The organism is Phenylobacterium parvum, from assembly GCF_003150835.1.
In the GTDB taxonomy this organism is placed as follows: Bacteria; Pseudomonadota; Alphaproteobacteria; order Caulobacterales; family Caulobacteraceae; genus Phenylobacterium; species Phenylobacterium parvum.
Window position 1 is genome coordinate 1,943,832 of record NZ_CP029479.1, and the last position, 16,843, is coordinate 1,960,674.

Annotated in this window: 13 protein-coding genes; 7 read left to right on the forward strand and 6 right to left on the reverse strand. The window is 66.0% G+C overall.

The window, feature by feature from the left end; translation table 11 throughout:
• Positions 1-11: 11 nt before the first annotated feature.
• Complete coding sequence (locus tag HYN04_RS09260) at positions 12-5,912, reverse strand: DUF4011 domain-containing protein (protein WP_110450496.1); 5,901 nt, start codon at positions 5,910-5,912, stop codon at positions 12-14.
• A gap of 75 nt (positions 5,913-5,987) precedes the next feature.
• Positions 5,988-6,209, reverse strand: coding sequence for a transposase (locus HYN04_RS13830; RefSeq protein ID WP_110450497.1), 222 nt, complete (start codon positions 6,207-6,209; stop codon positions 5,988-5,990).
• A 115-nt stretch (positions 6,210-6,324) separates the two neighbouring features.
• Between HYN04_RS13830 and HYN04_RS09270 the strand changes: the two genes are divergently transcribed.
• The 7 genes from HYN04_RS09270 to HYN04_RS09300 all read left to right on the forward strand — a co-directional run bounded on the left by HYN04_RS09270 (position 6,325) and on the right by HYN04_RS09300 (position 11,012).
• On the forward strand, positions 6,325-6,978 hold the full coding sequence (locus HYN04_RS09270; protein WP_110450498.1) for a cytochrome P450: 654 nt from the start codon (positions 6,325-6,327) through the stop codon (positions 6,976-6,978).
• 114 nt (positions 6,979-7,092) lie between these two features.
• Positions 7,093-7,428 carry a hypothetical protein gene (locus HYN04_RS09275; RefSeq protein WP_110450499.1) on the forward strand — a complete coding sequence of 112 codons (336 nt, stop codon included), beginning with the start codon at positions 7,093-7,095 and terminating at the stop codon, positions 7,426-7,428.
• A 338-nt stretch (positions 7,429-7,766) separates the two neighbouring features.
• Entirely contained in the window at positions 7,767-8,537 is a 771-nt protein-coding gene (locus tag HYN04_RS09280; protein WP_110451368.1) for a DJ-1/PfpI family protein, read from the forward strand.
• A gap of 290 nt (positions 8,538-8,827) precedes the next feature.
• On the forward strand, positions 8,828-9,061 hold the full coding sequence (locus HYN04_RS09285; protein WP_110450500.1) for a type II toxin-antitoxin system Phd/YefM family antitoxin: 234 nt from the start codon (positions 8,828-8,830) through the stop codon (positions 9,059-9,061).
• The gene (locus HYN04_RS09290) at positions 9,058-9,444 is read left to right on the forward strand and encodes a type II toxin-antitoxin system VapC family toxin (protein WP_110450501.1); all 387 of its coding nucleotides are present in this window, start codon (positions 9,058-9,060) and stop codon (positions 9,442-9,444) included. The genes HYN04_RS09285 and HYN04_RS09290 overlap by 4 nt, the downstream gene beginning before the upstream one ends.
• Before the next feature lie 99 nt (positions 9,445-9,543).
• A complete protein-coding gene (locus tag HYN04_RS09295; RefSeq protein WP_110450502.1) occupies positions 9,544-10,002 on the forward strand; it encodes a PaaI family thioesterase in 459 nt (152 codons plus the stop codon).
• On the forward strand, positions 9,999-11,012 hold the full coding sequence (locus HYN04_RS09300; protein WP_110450503.1) for an MsnO8 family LLM class oxidoreductase: 1,014 nt from the start codon (positions 9,999-10,001) through the stop codon (positions 11,010-11,012). The genes HYN04_RS09295 and HYN04_RS09300 overlap by 4 nt, the downstream gene beginning before the upstream one ends.
• Positions 11,013-11,224: 212 nt before the next feature.
• Here HYN04_RS09300 and HYN04_RS09305 read toward each other — a convergent pair whose 3' ends face one another.
• From HYN04_RS09305 to HYN04_RS09320, 4 genes are all read right to left on the reverse strand, one after another.
• Entirely contained in the window at positions 11,225-11,842 is a 618-nt protein-coding gene (locus HYN04_RS09305; RefSeq protein ID WP_110450504.1) for a glutathione S-transferase family protein, read from the reverse strand.
• 22 nt (positions 11,843-11,864) lie between these two features.
• Positions 11,865-13,145: a NupC/NupG family nucleoside CNT transporter gene (locus HYN04_RS09310; RefSeq protein ID WP_110450505.1), complete on the reverse strand. Its 1,281-nt coding sequence runs from the start codon at positions 13,143-13,145 to the stop codon at positions 11,865-11,867.
• Between the two features lie 396 nt (positions 13,146-13,541).
• Positions 13,542-14,618, reverse strand: coding sequence for an NADH:flavin oxidoreductase (locus HYN04_RS09315; protein WP_110450506.1), 1,077 nt, complete (start codon positions 14,616-14,618; stop codon positions 13,542-13,544).
• Between the two features lie 29 nt (positions 14,619-14,647).
• A complete protein-coding gene (locus HYN04_RS09320) occupies positions 14,648-16,714 on the reverse strand; it encodes a S46 family peptidase (RefSeq protein ID WP_241962603.1) in 2,067 nt (688 codons plus the stop codon).
• Between the last annotated feature and the right edge of the window lie 129 nt (positions 16,715-16,843).

Genomic DNA, 16,843 nt, shown 5'->3' on the forward strand with positions numbered 1-16,843 from the left:
ATGCGCCACTTTCATTCTGTCAATGGCTCACGACTTGAGCGGTATGCTACCTCCCGCATGGCAGCGTACAAGTCGAAGGACGTGAAGGCGTCGCCCGTTGCTTCGACTCGCCCCTCATACTCCGATTGGGCAGTCATCGCGCGGTCGCCGTAAAGGCGCGGCGCTGAGTTAGCGCGGCGCACCACCTCAACCTCGCCCAGGAACTTCTCGCCTCTCCATATCTCATAAAGATTGCCCCTGATCGCTTCATAAGTCTCGAAATCTCCGATTGATCGGAGCTGACGCCCCCTTGGTTCACGCGGACCGCTCAGGGAGTCGGCAGCCGTAGCTTCGGAGACAACAACACCCTCTGACGCGCCGACTGCTGGTCGGCTTTCAATCGGTGGGACCGGCGCAGCTGCGCTTCGCTGGTTTGGCTTAGGAACCTGATCTGGCTGCGCCTTTGAACCAAGCTCTCGAGCAATCCGTTCGCGAACCCGTTCCAGCCATGACAGCAGCTTTGCTGTTTCGCGTGCTGGATCGGCGAACCAATCTGTCGACCACACCCGATAGATATTCCAACCCAAGTTCTCGAGAATCGTCTGTCGAATATGGTCTCGATCCCGGACACTTAACCCCGAATGGTACGGAGCTCCATCACACTCAATGCCAGCGATGAACCCCACCGGACAGCTTGCATGTCGAACTCCCAAATCAATTCGGAACTTCTCTACACCAACCTGATACACAACGTCGTAGCCACCTCGGCGCAACGCATCGGCGACGAAAAGCTCGAAATCGCTATCAGTTTCGCCACCCGAGGCGTCGTCGTAGTGGGCGCCGCCGTGGGCGTAGTTCAAATAGCTCTTAAATGCGATCACGCCCTTGGAGGACTTCTCGGTCACCTTCACGTCATCGGGACGAAGCGACGTGATCAGGCGGCAGGACATCTTCGCACGGGTTACAAGTACGTTCAGCCGTCGCCAACCAGCCTCGCGATTCATCAGGCCGAAGTTTTGCCGCACAACGCCATTCTTGTCTGGCCCATAGACGGTCGAGATCAGTATAATATCGCGCTCGTCACCCTGAACGTTTTCGAGATTTTTGATAAAGAACTCATCGATCGTCCCGGCAAATGCCTCGACATAATTTCGGACTCGCTCCTCTTCGACGATCAGCCGGTCGAACTCGTTCCGAAGCAGCTCCGTTTGCTGGGCATTCATCGCAACAATCCCGATTGACCGCTCGGGATGGGTCTGCATAAGCCCAAAAGCCTGTTCGATAACTAATTCCGCCTCACGCTGGTTGAGCGACGACTCATAAGCTGTGTCTGGGTAGAATAATGGTGCATAGAAGCACTTCACGCCCATCAGTTCGTCATCGTTTGCCATCGGACTGGGAAAAACTACTAGATCACGATTGTAAAACTGGCGATTTGAAAACTGGATGAGGCTCTCATGCTGAGATCGATAGTGCCACTTTAGGCGCGGCTTCGTTCTGAACCTCTGATTTGCTAGGTCCAGGATGGATTCGGTCCCTTCATCGACTCCAACCCCGTCGCCATCGTCTGAGCGGCCATCAAGGCCCACAACCTGAAAATGGTCGCTTGGCGGTAGCTGATTGGCATCACCAACGACCACGAACTGGTCGGCTCTCATAATGCAGCTTACCGAAAACTCCGGGCGCATCTGTGAAGCTTCGTCGATGATCAGGAGGTCGAAATTGAGCGACCCAGGACGGATGAATTGGGCAATGGATGTCGGGGACATCATCCAGACTGGCTTCAATACCTGCAAGGCCCGACCGGCACGGTGCACAACATCCCGGAGCGGCGTCCTAGGACGGGTGAGCCCCACCTCGCTCTCCAGCAAGCGCAGCTCCGTGAAGTCGGCCTTCCGTCCATACCCGACCCCAGTCGGCGGTGTTTCAGCAAGACACCGTACGACAATTGCTGCGGCTTCAAGCTTGTGTAGGTCCTTGTCGACCTTCTTGAACGACTGCCTTGCGGCATCCAGCGACAGGCTGCCAAGACGTCCCAGTTCCTGCCCGTCGCCCCCTAGGTAAGAGCTCAAGAGCTTAGAGACAGTGACCAGCTCATAGAGATCGTCGATCAGGTCAGCGGGTACCTTCTGCAACGTCGCAGCATCTGCGAACGGCGAGAGGTTGCATGCTGCAACTGCCGCTCGGTATTTTAGGAGGTCTGCGGCCAGGCTGATCCCCCGCTGGTCGGCGCCTAGTTCGCGAAGTATGGTCGAGGCTTGTTCCCAGTTAAGCTCGCCACACAGGTCCGCAGTGTCGAGCTCGGCCTCGTCCAAGAGTTGATCGGACGCGGTCTCCCAACTCGCAACGACACCGCGCAGATCCGATGCACAAGCCTTCACCGCTGAGATCAGCGCGACTGGCGTGGCGGTTCCGCTGATTAGCGCCTTGATGTTGATAGGGCCGCCAATCGAATGCAAAGCATCAAGCTCTGCCAAGCTAGTTTGTAGATTGTGTAGGGGCTCTGCCACGTCTCCTAACCAGCTGAACATGGGCTGATTGTGAAACGCACCAAAGGTATCCTTCGAGCTATGAAGCAATAGCACTGCATCCACAATAGTCCCGCCCACCTTGCGACGATATGGAGCGTCATCTCTAAGTCCCATTGCTGTGCTGGCTTCAATGATTCTCCGCATCTCAGTCGATCTATCGGAACAGCTATTCAGCAAATCACTGAGTGCGACGTCCGCCAGACCCGCTTCTGTCATCTCAGAGAGTAAGCCACCGAGCCGATCACAACTGGCAGACAGCGTTTGGCGCTCCGTTTCGTCGGCGGCCAGCCAGCCGCGCAGTGCGCCTGCTTCGTCTAGCGTCGCGAGTTGAGCCGCTGCTTCGCGAATTAGGGCTCGCGCTGCGGCGAGAGACGCGAAATCGCTCTCGTGACCATCCCAAAGCATTGCCGGGAATAGCGGTCGGGCCTTGTTATCGTCATGAAACGTCCGCCGCGCCCGGATGTAGCTGGCCGCTCTGCGCAAGAGGGACGCCGTTTGGGCGCGGTCGACAGACCCTTTGCAGATCCGACTAGCGCGCCGCCATGCGGATTTGTACCTGCCGCTGAAGAGCCGCGCCATCGCCCCCGTGGATTCGATCGTGTCCGAAAGCTCTTCCAATTCAGCCGGGTCAGCGTTCAGCGTCTCAGCCTGGATCAGCGAAGTGACGGAGTCGCTCTCCGCCAGCAATGCCGCAGCCTCGCGTGAAGCAGCTGCGATCACGCCGTCTGATACCGCGTCAACAAGGCTGTTTGACAGGAGAGCGCCAATCGATGGTTTGGCCTTCCCGAGTCGAGCCAAGGTTAGAACGACCTGTTCGGCCTTGCCGGTGTCGGTACCCGCTCCATCCGCCAACCTGCCGCTCAAACGGTCGAGGTCGCGACCAGCTCCGGCCAGCAATGCGCCCAGTCGTTCATGCAGGACCTGAATGCGCCGCGCATCGGCAAGTGTCTCGGGGCAGCGATTGACGCACAAGGCCTCCGCCAACCTTTGAGCGGCAGCCAAGTCAACAGACTCGGGGCGCTCCACATCATTTGCTATGTCATCGCGTTGCTTCTGCCACTCAGCCTGCGCTGATAGAAGCTTGAGGCAGGCTGAACGATGATGAAGTGCCGCCCCGACAATCGTTTCGTCAGAACAGGTGAATTCGGGGAGCGCTGAAAGCTGTTCGCTAGCGTCAAGGATTTCGTCGTCCCCAGGGCCTGGCAGAACGATGCCCAGTTCCGCTAGCCGGGCTGCGACTCCCGCAACTGCGCTAGCAGCCTGCCCCGCGGCGGTGGCCGCCTCAAGTGCTGCACTCTGGTCGAATGGGTGCAACTTGTCGGCCATTGTCCATCGGGTAGCATCGCTTCCCTCACCTGGCCGTGTTGCGAGAAGAGCCTTACCAAACTGCGCCAGTACCTCGCGGCCTTCCCGAATCGTGGAACGCTCGAGCGCGGAAACGCCATTGAAATGCCAGCGCGACTCAATCGCCCTGACTTGGTCACGGTCGAACAGCTTGCGCAGGCGGATTTCTCGCCACGCCAAGGCATGCGCCGTCATTCCGGTTTTGCCCAAAGGAGTGCGGACGAGCGAAAGATAGCGCCGGAGCAGATCACGATGCCGACGCAGCTCACTCCGCTTTTCTTCAAGAGCGCGGGCGTTGAACTGCGGCATGGTGCCGAGCCGCTCGCGCACACCAGCATAGACTTCAGCTCGGCTTGCCTTGTCGCCATGAAGCTCGAGCAGCAGCGGACCGAATCCAGCTACCCGTAGGCGGTCGGAAACGACGCGGAGCGCCGCCTGCTTTTCGGCAACGAAAAGAACGCGTTTGCCCTGTGAGAGGGCGGTTGCGATCATATTTGTGATCGTCTGTGACTTGCCCGTTCCCGGCGGGCCCTCAATTGCCATGTCGCGGCCGGCGGCCATGTCCATGATGGCTTTGTGCTGCGATGCATCGGCATCGGTGATAAGCGCGGGAACCCTCGCCTCGAACGCCGGATCGTCGATATCGATGAGGGTGTCATCACCATCAACGCCCGCAATCTCTGCTGCTCCGACAAGCCCAGGCAGCAATCGATGTCCAGCAAAAGCGCCATCTGGCCATTTCTGAGGGTCGAGATCGCGCCAGAGAATCATAGGCGGAAGAACCGATAGCGTGACGTAGGTCCGCAGCGTTAGCCGTCGCCCCTGCGCGAGCACCGCCTTCACCCGGAGAAAATAGGACTCCGGCGTTTCACTTTCGCGCAGAGAGGGAAGCTGAAGCCCCCAATGCTCGCGCGCCTTCTCAACCAGCGCGACGTTGACCTCAAGCCCGCCTTCCCAGACGCTTAATCGATAATCCTTCTTCGCCCGGCCATCGTCCTTCGCCAGCTTCACGGGCAACAGCAGCAGTGGGGCATGTGAGGCGACGTCGGACTCGTCGTCCTCGAACCACTGCACAAAGCCAAAGGCGACGTGGAGCGTATGGTGACCAGTTTCGCGCAGGTGGCTGGTGGCACGGTCATCGATCGACCTAAGGCGACGGTCGAGTTCCTTGCGGATCAGCAGAACGCGGATCTGGTCGTCTTCATGATGCGCGGCGACATCGCCGTCATCGCTCATCCTGAGGTCGTAGGAAGGATCGAAACCATGTGCGCGCGCTAGCGCGGCAACGTCCAGGCCCTTCCCGTAGTCCAGTTTTGGCAGGCCAAGCTGCTGGCGGACCCGGTTGCGAAGGCCGCGCTCGGCATCCTGCCAGGCCCGCGCGTCGCCCTCGGCATCGCCGAGCTTTTCCGTTGCAGCAAGGAACTCTTCGTCCGTCAGGCGGGCACGTTCGTAGGCAATCCCGAAAGTGGGTGTTCGTTCATCGGCCGGGGTCTGCTCCTCGCCCGGCAATGGTTCGAATCCCATACTCCCAGAACCGAGCTGTTCGAACAGCAGGTCGGGTCTCTCATCAACGAACCGAAGCTGACTGGCACTGCGTGATGTATGATTGAACGCGATCAGCGGCGATCGGCGCGATAGGTCAATCAATTTGGAGCGAAGCTTTGCAACGGCTTCATCGGTCCACTCCCGAATCTGCGGATGCCGGGGCGAAGTGGAGTTGGCTGGCGCAACCGCGGTATCGTCCTGCGTCGATTTGGAATCCGTTAACAATACAATCTGCTGTTCAACGCTGCTCAATAGTCGCCTTGCACCATCAGTATGACGATGGACCAGCTCGCAGCGAACAAGATCAAGCTCAGCAATGTTGCTAAAGTTTCGGGTGACTATACCGTTGAGCTCTTCAAGGGATTTGTTCAATAATGGACGACTCACGTGCCCCGCCTCAGGTGCTGATATTTCGCTCGAAATCGATTGTTCGGCATGATCTGGACTAAAACTCAAAATCTTCAAACGCGAATGAACGCTCGGTGATGTTGAGCGTTTACTTTCACCTACCATGCTGCTTGGCGAGTCGAGGTCGCGTCCCAAAGGCTGGAGTCGGAACCGTCGATCTGCGTCAGTATCAGGTTCGGGTCAGGTGGTCAGAGTTGGCAAGCTGACAACCGGGTTATGGCTCACCGAGCCGATTGTTTCTAGCATCATGTAGCTACGCGACACCGCCCAGTTATCAGATTGCTCCAGAATCAGCGCGTCGACGACGCGAATGCCCGTGGCGGAATTCGGGAAGATGTCGATAACAGCGGCTCTTCGCTTGAACTTGCTGTTCGGCTTTTCCGGCGGGTTTGTGCAGGAGATCCGCGCCGATGGTTCTTCGGGAAAGCCGAGTAGGCCAGTATATCCTCGAGCGAGGCGGCCAGCATGTCAGCTAGTTTGAGGACCTTCGCGCACCGGCGCCGGCGCCCAGGCGGTGATGAAGATGTTCGAGCACGGCTCGAAGCTGATGGCCGAGAAGCGCGCCCGCCCCGGCGACGACCTGGCCTCGCGCCTGCTGGCCTGCGAGGTGGACGGGCGGCGGCTGGAGGACATGGAGTTCCTGCTCTTCTTCCTGCTGCTGATCGACGCCGGCGGCGACACCACCCGCAATCTGCTGGCCAGCGGCCTGAACGCCATGCTGGACCATCCCGACCAGCTGGCCTGGCTGAAGGCCGACCTGCCCGGCCGCCTGCCCGCCGCCCGGGAGGAGCTGCTGCGCTGGACCACCCCGGTGATCTACATGCGCCGCACGGCCAGGGCCGACGCCGAGCTGGGGGGCAAGACGATCCGCCAGGGCGACAAGGTGGTCATGTACTTCGGCGCGGCCAACCGCGACCCGGCCCGGTTCGACCGCGCGGACCAGCTGGACCTGGCCCGGGCGCAGAACGAGCACATCGCCTTCGGCAACGGCCCGCACGTGTGCCTGGGCCAGCACATCGCCCGCATCGAGATCGACGCCATGCTGGTGGAGGTGCTCTCCCGGATGGAAGAGGTGGAGCGCATAACGCCGCCCGAATGGCTGGCCAGCAACTTCATCTCCGGGCCGCGAACCATGCCGGTAAGGTTCCGGGCGGGGCGGAGGGTGGGGTGAGGACCTGGGAAGGGGCCTGACCTGGAATCTGGCGACAAGCCGGCGCACCTGCGCTATCGGACCGTCATGAGGCGGGGCCTTCACGCGCGAGGTTGGCGATGCCGGGCATGGCTGGTGCTGGCCCTGCTCTCCGTGACGCTGCGCGTCCTGACGCCGTCGGGCTATATGTTCGCTCCGGACTCGCCCTCCGGGTACGCCCTCTGCACCAGCCAGGGGATCCAGGAACCGGACCGCGAACCTGGCGAGACAGACGCCGCGGCCGGAATGAAGGATGCGCCTTGCGCCTTCGCCGGTGTCGGCGCCGTCGACGTCCCACCAGTCTCACCAGGGGTCTCGTCGCCCATTGGCGACCTGTCGCGCCATGGGGTCTACGCCCTGCAGGAGACCCTTCGCCCCGGCCTCGGGCTTGCTGCGCCGCCCCCGCCCTCCACGGGCCCTCCCCTATCCTGACCTGACCGCCGCCTCCCGGCGGCCCGGCCGAGCATCCTGTGGGATCCGGCCGCGACCATGATCGCTGGCCGGGCTGCAAGGCCCGGTCGCCCAGGTGTTCATCCCCCCCGGGTTTCAAGCCGAAGTGTCCGCTGGTCGGGGGTCAGGAGCGTTCCCAATGAAAAGCCGTCTCTTCCTCACCGCCGCCGTCATGGCCTTGCTGTCGCCCCCGCCCGCTCAAGGGGGGCGGGCGCCCTTACGGAAGCCGGAGACCAGAATTGAGCCCTGATCGCCGGACTCTCCTTGGCGGTGTCACAGCCCTGACCGCCCTTTCCCCCCTTCTCACACTCGAGGTCGCCATGACTGCCCCCGCTCCGCCAACCCTGAAGACTGTCGACGCCGCTGCGGCCGACGCCCGCACCCAGCTCATGTCGGTTCCCGGACTGAACATGCACGGGGACGAGGAGGTCGCCATGCTGCTCTATCCCGGGTTCACCGCCCTGGACCTGGTCGGTCCCCACTACTTCTTCGCCTCGATGATGGGCGCAAAGGTCCATCTGGTGACCACGACCGGCGACCTGTCGCCCGTGTCCAGCGACCTCGGCCTCGCCATCGCCCCGACCGCGACCCTTGCCGACTGTCCGAAGGATCTGACGGTTCTGTTCGTGCCGGGGGGCTCCACGGGAACCCTGGCTGTAGCGTCCGACCCGGTGGTGCGGGCCTTCGTGGCGGATCGCGCGTCCCGCGCCACCTGTGTGACCAGTGTCTGCACTGGCTCACTCGTTCTCGGCGCCGCAGGCGTCCTTCGCGGTCGCCGTGCGACCTCGCACTGGGTGGTCAGGGACATGCTGGAGCACTTCGGGGCGATCCCGACAGACGCCAGGGTGGTCATGGACGGACCGGTCGTGACCGGAGCCGGCGTCTCGGCCGGCCTCGACTTCGCCATCGCCGTCGTGGAGCGCCTCCGGGGCCGGCCTTACGCCCAGGCGCTCATGTTGCAGGCGGAGTACAAGCCCGAGCCCCCGTTTCCCGGCGGGACACTCGCGAGCACGGACCCGGCCATAGCGGGTCCCATGCGGGACATGTTCGCCGGCTTTGCGGCCCGCGTCGCCGAGCTGCCGGCCCCCTGACGGCTGAAAAAGCCCCGAAAGGGCCTTAATCCGGACCCGACCCGGACACATCCGCCCGTCAGGTTGGCAAGGTCGGCGGTCGGACCTGGTTCCGGCCCCTGAACGCCCCCCCAGCCCCCCCGGGGCCGGGACCGGCCGCCGCACCTCTCTCCATCCCGGATTTGACCCTGCGGTTTCGCGACGGCGGCCCTCCCTGCGGAAGGCCGTCGTTCTTGTGTCGGTGATGGAACCGTTGGACAGAGCTTGCAGGCTGGCGCAGGTTAGCCATATCCTTAGCTAAGGAGGCGCCCATGGCCCAGTATTCCGTTCATGACGCCAAGACCCAACTGTCCCGCCTCATCGCGCGGGCGCTCGCCGGGGAAGAGGTGGTGATCGCGCGGGGGAACTCGCCGGTCGTTCGGCTGGCGCCGCTCACCTCGCCCGGACGGCGGCGGTTCGGCGCGCTCAAGGGCAGGATCGCCATGGACGCCCGGTTCGACGAGCCCCTGCCCCATGACGAGCTCGAGGGCTGGAACCTTCCGTGAGACTCCTGCTCGACACCCACGCCCTCATCTGGTGGCTGGCGGGAGATGAGAAGCTGAGCCTTCGTGCGCGCGACGCCATAGCCGACGAGGCCAACACCGTCGCCGTCAGCGCCGCCTCGGCCATGGAGGTCGCCACCAAGCACCGGATCGGCAAGCTGCCGGACGCCGCCCTGCTGGCGCAGGACTTCGAGGCCATCGTCGCCGACCAGGGCTTCTCGGAGCTGTCGATCAGCGTCCGGCACGCCCGACTGGCCGGCGAGATGGGCATCGCCCACAAGGATCCGTTCGACAGGCTGCTGATCGCCCAGGCCCTGGCCGAGGACATGGTGCTGGTCTCCAACGAGGCGCGCTTCGACGACTCTGCAGTCAAGCGGCTCTGGTAGGCGGACCCGTCCGGAAACACTGGCGGACCGGCGCGGGGTTTGGCAAAGGCGTCTGGCGCACGCCGGCCGGCGGTCGGGGGCGGCGCGGGGAGGCAGTCCATGGCCGATGGTGATGACGGCGCGCAGACCTGGCGCCACGAGACGGTGACCGAGGGGCCCTGGGCGGGCTGGATCGCCTATGGCTCGGACCCGTTCGAGGAGCACGCCGGCCCCTTCTATTACCGCCTCGACGCGGCAGGCGCGCCGGTCTGCGCCATGCGGACCGAGGCCCAGCACATGAACGGCGGCGGCTTCATGCACGGCGGGGCCCTGATGACCTTTGCCGACTACGCCATCTTCGTCTTTGCGCGCGAGCACCTGCAGGACGGCCACAGCGTGACCGCCAACTTCAACGCCGACTTCGTGGGAGCCGTTCCCCTCGGCGCCCTCCTGGAGTGCCGGGGCGAGGTGGTGAAGGGCGGACGGAGCCTCATCTTCCTGCGCGGCCTGATGACCGTGGAGGGCCAGACGGTGTTTTCCTTCTCCGCCGTCATCAAGAAGACCGGCAAGCGGACTTGAAGGCGCGGCTCTCCGTCCTGGACCTGTCGCCGGTTGGCGGCGAGGCCACGCAGGCTGAGGCCATGCGGGAAACGATCGCCGTGGCCCAGGCGGCCGAGCGGCTGGGCTATGACCGGTTCTGGGTGGCCGAGCACCACAACATGCGCAGCCTGGCCTCGGCATCGCCCGAGATCCTGATGGCCGCCCTGACCCAGGCCACCAAGACCATCCGCCTCGGCTCGGGCGGGGTCATGCTGGTCAACTATTCGCCCCTGAAGGTGGCGGAGGTCTTCATGGCCCTGGAGGCCCTGGCGCCGGGGCGGATCGACCTGGGCGTCGGCCGGGCCCTGGGGACGGACGGGCGGACCGGCGGGGCCCTGCGCTCGGCGGGGTCGGAGGCCTTCCCCCAGTACTTCGCCCTGCTCAACGCCTGGCTGCTGGACGCCGGCGGGGTGGAGCCGATCACCGAGGCCCATCCGGCCCGGGGCATCCACGCCTCGCCCTCGGGGCCCTCGCACCCCGACCTCTTCCTCCTCTGCTCCTCGCCGGAGACCGCCGACTTCGCCGGCCGCGCCGGGGTGGGCATGGTCTTCGCCGAGTTCATCGCCCGGGCTGACGGCGGCCCGGCGGTGAGCGCCTATCGCGCCGCCTTCACCCCCTCGGCCTTCCGTGAGCAGGGCTGGGCGGCGGTGGCGACCATCGCCCTGGCCGCGGAGACCGCCGAGGCCGCCGAGCGCCTCGCCGCCCCCATGCGGGCCAGCGCCCTCGCCGGCCTGGACGGCCCCGGCGCAGACGGCGAGCGGCCGCGCTTTCCCCGTATCGAGGACGCCCTCGCCTTCCTGGAGGCCCGCCGCGACGACCCCCGCCTGGCCGGCGTGATCGCTCGGGCGATCGTGGGTGATCCGGAGACCGTGCGCCGAGGTTTGGCGCAGAAGGCCGAGGCGACCGGGGCGGACGAGCTGTTCGTCATGGCCGTAGGGCCGGACCTGGACAGCCGGGTGCGGTCGCTGGAGCTGATCAAGGGGGGGTGAGGCGGGGGTCTTCGGTGAGCGGTTGAAGCTCCGTCGACCCCCTCACCCGGCTTCGCCGGGAGCTCCCCCTCGGGGGAGCAATTGCTGAGTCATTCCTCCCCATCAGGGGGAGGTAGACCGCGCAGCGGGCCGGAGGGGGTCAACCAGACCGCCGTTGACCCCCTCAGTCGGCTTTGCCGACAGCTCCCCCTTGGGGGAGCAAACTACGGGCCTCAGACCGCCACGGTCGCCGCCGGGCGGGCGCGCATGGCGGCCATCCAGCGGTGCACGCCTTCCAGCTCCGCCGGGATCTCCAGCTTGATCATCCGGGTGAAGTCGATGCCGATGAAGGCGACGATGTCGGCGATGGTGAGGCGCTCGCCGGCCAGCCATTCATGGTCGCGAAGCTGGCGGTCGAGGACCTTCAGGCCCCGCAGGCCCGCCGTACGGTTGGCCTCGGCGATGGCGGGGACCTGGGTCTCCAGCCGGGCCAGGGCCGGGTGGGTGTGGCGGACGGCCAGCATGAGGGGCCAGGCGACCAGGAGCTCGCCGCGGCGGGTCCACATCTCGATGACGGCGGCCTCTTCCGGCGTGGCGCCGAACAGGTTGCCCTGCGGGTAGCGGCTCTCGAGGTATCGGCAGATGGCCAGGCTCTCGGTGAGGCAGGTCCCGTCGTCCAGTTCCAGGGCCGGGATATTGGCGAGGCCAAAACGCTGAATGTAGTCGGGCGTCTTGTGGTCGCCCTCCATGATGTTGATGCGGACGATCTCGACGTCCTCGATCCCCTTCTCGGCCATGAACCAGCGCACACGGCGGGGATTGGGGGCGAGGGGCGTGTCGTAGAGCTTCATGGGGAACTCCCGTTCCAGCGGCTCAGTGGAAGAGTTCGCGGGGCAGGAGACCCACGACGGCGGCGGACAGGCAGGTGGCGAGGAAGCCGGCGAACATGGCCTTCCAGACCATGCCGATGACCTCGGAGCGGCGCTCGGGCACGAGGACGGAGTAGCCGGCCACGTTCATTCCCACCGAGGCGATGTTGGCGAAACCGCAGAGGGCGTAGGTCATCAGGACCCGGGTGCGCGGATCGATGGCCTCCAGGGGCGTCGCGCCCAGCTGTATGAAGGCGGAGAACTCGGTCAGGACCAGCTTGACCCCCAGGAGGGAGCCGGCGAGGCGGGCGTCCTCGGCGGGAACACCGGTCAGCCAGACCAGGGGGGCGAAGATGAGTCCCAGGATGCGCTCGAGGGTCAGGGGGGCGCCGGCCACGTCGGGCAGGAGGCCGAGGACCCCGTTCAGCAGGGCGGCGATGGCCACGAAGACGATCAGGGTCGCGCCGATGTTGAGGGCGATCTGAAGGCCGTCGGAGGCGCCCCGGATCACCGCATCGATGCTGCTCTCGTAGACCTTGTCCGGACCGTGATCGAGGGGATCGGCCTGCTCGGCGACGCGATCCCGGGGCACGAGGATCCGGGCGAGGAGCACCCCCGCCGGCGCCGAGATGATGGAGGCGGTGATGACGTGGGCCGCGGCGTTGGGCAGGAAATCCTTCAGGATGGCGGCGTAGGCCACCATGGTCGAGCCGGCCACGCAGCTCATGCCGACGGTGATCAGCATGAAGAGCTCGGAGCGGCTCAGCCGGGCGAGGTAGCTTCGGATGAAGATCGGCCCCTCGACCTGGCCCATGAAGATGGTGGCGGCGACGGCCAGGGCGGGCGGGCCGCGCAGGCCCATGGTCTTCTCGAAGACGAAGCCGAAGCCCCGGGTGAGGACCTTGAGGATCTTCCAGTGCCAGAGCAGCGCCGCCAGGGCGCAGACCACCAGGATGACCGGCAGGACCCGGAAGGCGAAGACGAAGAGGGCGCCGGAATTGGCGACGGCGTAGGGCTGGCCCTCCCCGCCCGCGAGGTAGCCGAAGACGAAGGCCACGCCGGTCTGGGTGGCGGCGGCGAGGGCCTCGACCCCCTGGCCGAGGGCGGCCACCACGGCCCGCAGGGGCGGCAGGCCGAACAGGCCCAGCACCAGCAGGAGCTGGATCAGGAGGGCGCCGCCCGCCAGCCGCCAGGGAAAGGCGCGGCGGTTCTCGGACAGGGCCCAGCACAGGCCCATGATGACGGCCAGGCCCAGAAGGCTCTGGGCGTTCTCGGCGCGGAACATGTCCTGGTCTCCCCCGGTGCAAACCCCACTTGAACGCTGGAGGGCCTCCGGCGCAACCCGCTAGCTGTTGGGGATCAACAGGTTGTCGGCGAGGCCGTCGACCCCCTCACCCGGCTTCGCCGGGAGCTCCCCCTTGGGGGAGCAACGGCTTAGTGATTCCTCCCCCCAGGGGAAGGTGGACCGCGAAGCGGGCCGAAGGGGGTCAGCTGAGGGGCCGTCGACCCCCTCACCCGGCTTCGCCGGGAGCTCCCCCTTGGGGGAGCAACGGCTCAGTAATTCCTCCCCCCAGGGGGAGGTGGACCGCGAAGCGGGCCGGAGGGGGTCAGCTGAGGGGCCGTCGACCCCCTCACCCGGCTTCGCCGGGAGCTCCCCCTTGGGGGAGCAATTGAGGCGTTGCTAGCCTTCGACGAAGCCGGCCCAGGTGCTCATGTAGTTCACGAAGGTCGGGCCCAGGCCCTCAGCCTCGAGATGGGAGCGGGAGACCGGGAGGCTGACGGGGCGGAAGTCGGGGTTGGCGCGGGCCTTCTGGGGCCAGTCGTGGTGCAGGATGGCGGCCCGGCCGAGGAGGACGAAGTCGGCGCCGGCGTCCAGCATGGCCCTGGCGTCGGCGGCGCTCATGAGCTTGCCGGCGACGCCGAGGCGCACGTCCCCGCGGGGCAGGTCGGTGAAGAACGACATGAGGGTCCGGCCGCGATGGGCCTCCTCGACCGGTTCCTTGAAACAATCCCAGAGGGACATGTCGAGGTAGTCGATCCTCGCCTCGGACAGGAGGCGGCCGGCGAGGTCGCGGACCTCCATCAGGCTGAGGCCGAACCGCTCGGGCGACAGGCGCAGGCCGAGGTTGAAATCGGCGCGGCAGGCGGCCCGGACGCCGTCGATGATCTCGAGGATCAGGCGGGCGCGGTTCTCGGGCGAGCCGCCGTAGGCGTCGGTGCGGCGATTGGTCTCGGCGCTGAGGAACTGGCAGAGCACATAGCCGTGGGCGCCGTGGATCTCCACGCCATCGAAGCCGGCCTTGTCGGCGCGGACGGCGGCGGCGACGAAGTCATCACGCAGCTGGTGGACCTCATCCAGGGTCAGGGCGCGGGAGCCCGTACCGGCGTCCTCCGAGGGGCAGACCGGCGCCTCGCCGATCAGGGCGGCGGGCGAGCGCATGCCGGCGTGGTGCAGCTGAACGACCCCGAGGCTGCCCGCCTTGCGGATGTCCTCCGCCAGGCGGGCGAGGCCCGGGATGTGGACGTCGGAGAAGATGCCGACCTGGCCGGGGAAGCCCTGGCCGATCCGCTGGACATGGGCCGCCGCGGTCATGGTCAGGCCAAAGCCGCCCTGGGCGCGCAGGGTGAGCCAGCGGTGCTCGTCGTAGGAGAGCGTCCCGTCGGGATGGCTCTGCAGGTTGGTGAGCGGCGCCAGCATCAGCCGGTTCTTCATCTCCGGACCGCGGATGAAGCTCATCGGTGCGAACAGGTCGGTCATCGGTTTCCCCCTCTATCCCTTGGTCGGCCCTAGCGGACCCCGAGTTCCCGGACCAGGGCGTCGGCGCCGTAGACATGGCGCAGGGCCTCGGTGGCGCCGGCGGTGGAGACCACCACGGTCCGGTTCAGGGTTCCGTCATAGCCGTAGTTGCCGCCGAGGGAATGGATGTTCCCGTCGAAGGCGGCTCCCAGGACCTCGCCCTTGGCGCTGATCACCGGCGAGCCGGAATTGCCGCCGATGATGTCGTTGGTCGTGACGAAGTTGAAGACGGTGTCGAGCTTCATCCGGTCGCGGGCGGCCAGCCAGCGGTCGGCGACGCGGAAGGGCTCGGCGCCGGTGGCGCGCTCATAGAGGCCGGCCAGCTGGGTGGTCGACGGGACCTCGGTCCCGCGCCAGGTCCAGCCGGCGACCTTTCCGTAGGACAGGCGCAGGGAGAAGGTGGCGTCCGGATAGACCTTGTCGCCGTAAACCGCGAAACGGGCGGTGGCGATACGGGCGGCGGCGGCCTCGGTAGGGGCCGAGACCTGGGTCTCCCAGGACTTGCGGGCGGCGCGGGCCTCGGAGTCGATGCGGAGGGCGTAGCGGATCATGGGGTCGTCAGACGCCTCGATCGCAGCCTGGCCGCCTTCCCAGAGGGCCTTGCGGACGGCGGGGTCGCCCAGCTTCGAGCCGGAGACGAGGGCGGCCGAAAGGGCCTCGGGGCTCTCGCGGCCCAGGAGCAGCTTGGTGACCGGATCATCGGCGGTCAGGTACTCGCGGGTCTTCAGGAGCCAGAACTCCAGCTCCAGCTGCTCGAGGGGCGCATCGATGGGCGTCGAGTCCAGGAGCTGCTTGGTCAGGAGCGGCAGGCGGGCATCGGCGAACTCGGGCAGGCGCTCGGCGCTGGGCAGGGTGCGCTCGCGCGCGCCGCGGACCAGGATCTGGGCGAAGTTGAACAGGTCGGAGGATCCCCCCGACGCCGCCTCGAGCTGGCGGAAGCGCAGGTACTGGTCGCCGTAGACCTTCTGGATGGCGGCGATCTCGGACCAGGGGTCGCCGATGCGGGCGGCCAGGGCCGGGTCGGCGGCGACGCGCGCCCTCAGGTCGGCCTCGTCGGCCCGCTTGGCGTCCATCAGGGACGGCGTGTTGAGGGCGAACTGGCGGCCGAAAAAGACCTTGAAGCCGTTCTCGAGCCCGAAGAGGGAATCGGTGGCGATCCGCCGGCTCTCGGCGTCGCGGCGCGAGAACTCGATCAGGCGTCCGCGCATCTCCGAGCGCTGCAGCTGGCTGACCGGGATGACCAGGTCGCGCTGGGTCTCGAGCTGGGAGACGGTCAGCAGGCGGTCCGTGGAGCCCGGGTTGCCGGAGACGAAGGTCGCCTCACCCGGCAGCGGGGCGCGGGCCTTCCAGGTCAGGTGCTGGGGCGTGCGGACGGCCTTGCCGTCCTCGTACAGGCGCAGGAAGCCGACATCGAGGGCGTAGCGCGGGAAGTTGAAGTTGTCCGGGTCGCCCCCGAAGAAGGCGGCGCTGAGTTCAGGAGCGAAAACAAGGCGGACGTCGGAATACTTCCGGTAACGGTAGAGCTTGTGCTGGCCGCCCCGGTAGAAGCTGATGACCTGGCAGCGGACGGTCGTATCCGTCCCGCAGGCGGCGGTTTCCAGGCGGGCGTAGGCGGCGTTGCGGGCCTTGATGAAGTCGCCGCCGGACAGGCCGTTGGTCGCCTTGGCGACATCGGCCGACACATCGGTGATGGTCTGGAGGATCTCGGCCTGCACCCCGGGGCAGGTGCGCTCCTCGGCCCGGGTGCGGGCCAGGAAGCTGTCCTTCACGTAGTCGGCCGAACCGGAGGACAGGTTCTGGGCGCAGTCGACCACGCAGTGCTGGTTGGTGAGGACGAGGCCATCCGGCGAGACCAGAGAGGCCGAGCACCCGCTGGTGAGGCGCACGGAGGCGGCCTGGACGCGGTCCAGCCACTTCTGGTCGACCTTCACGCCCAGGGATTGCTCCACCCGGGCCGAGGGGAAGGCGTCGAAGGTCCACATGCCTTCGTCGGCGCGGGCAAGGGCGGGAAGGCAGAGGGTGGCCGCCGCGAGGGCGCCAGCGAGCTTGTAGGTCATGTCAGCATCCGTCCGCGCCCGGGAGGGGCGCCTTTTCCGCCTTCTAGCGAGCCCGGGACAAACGGGCCACCCCCCGGGCGTGGCGCCGGTGCAAACCCCGGGTGTTCAGGCCATAGCCTTACCTTCAGT

Bases quoted from the DNA above. Each gene is read 5' to 3' on its own strand.
- HYN04_RS09270 (WP_110450498.1), top strand. From the start codon at position 6,325: ATGAAGATGTTCGAGCACGGCTCGAAGCTGATGGCCGAGAAGCGCGCC.
- HYN04_RS09305 (WP_110450504.1), bottom strand. From the start codon at position 11,842: ATGAAGCTCTACGACACGCCCCTCGCCCCCAATCCCCGCCGTGTGCGC.
- HYN04_RS09310 (WP_110450505.1), bottom strand. From the start codon at position 13,145: ATGTTCCGCGCCGAGAACGCCCAGAGCCTTCTGGGCCTGGCCGTCATC.
- HYN04_RS09260 (WP_110450496.1), bottom strand. From the start codon at position 5,912: ATGGTAGGTGAAAGTAAACGCTCAACATCACCGAGCGTTCATTCGCGT.
- HYN04_RS09315 (WP_110450506.1), bottom strand. From the start codon at position 14,618: ATGACCGACCTGTTCGCACCGATGAGCTTCATCCGCGGTCCGGAGATG.
- HYN04_RS09295 (WP_110450502.1), top strand. From the start codon at position 9,544: ATGGCCGATGGTGATGACGGCGCGCAGACCTGGCGCCACGAGACGGTG.
- HYN04_RS09320 (WP_241962603.1), bottom strand. From the start codon at position 16,714: ATGACCTACAAGCTCGCTGGCGCCCTCGCGGCGGCCACCCTCTGCCTT.
- HYN04_RS09280 (WP_110451368.1), top strand. From the start codon at position 7,767: ATGACTGCCCCCGCTCCGCCAACCCTGAAGACTGTCGACGCCGCTGCG.
- HYN04_RS09285 (WP_110450500.1), top strand. From the start codon at position 8,828: ATGGCCCAGTATTCCGTTCATGACGCCAAGACCCAACTGTCCCGCCTC.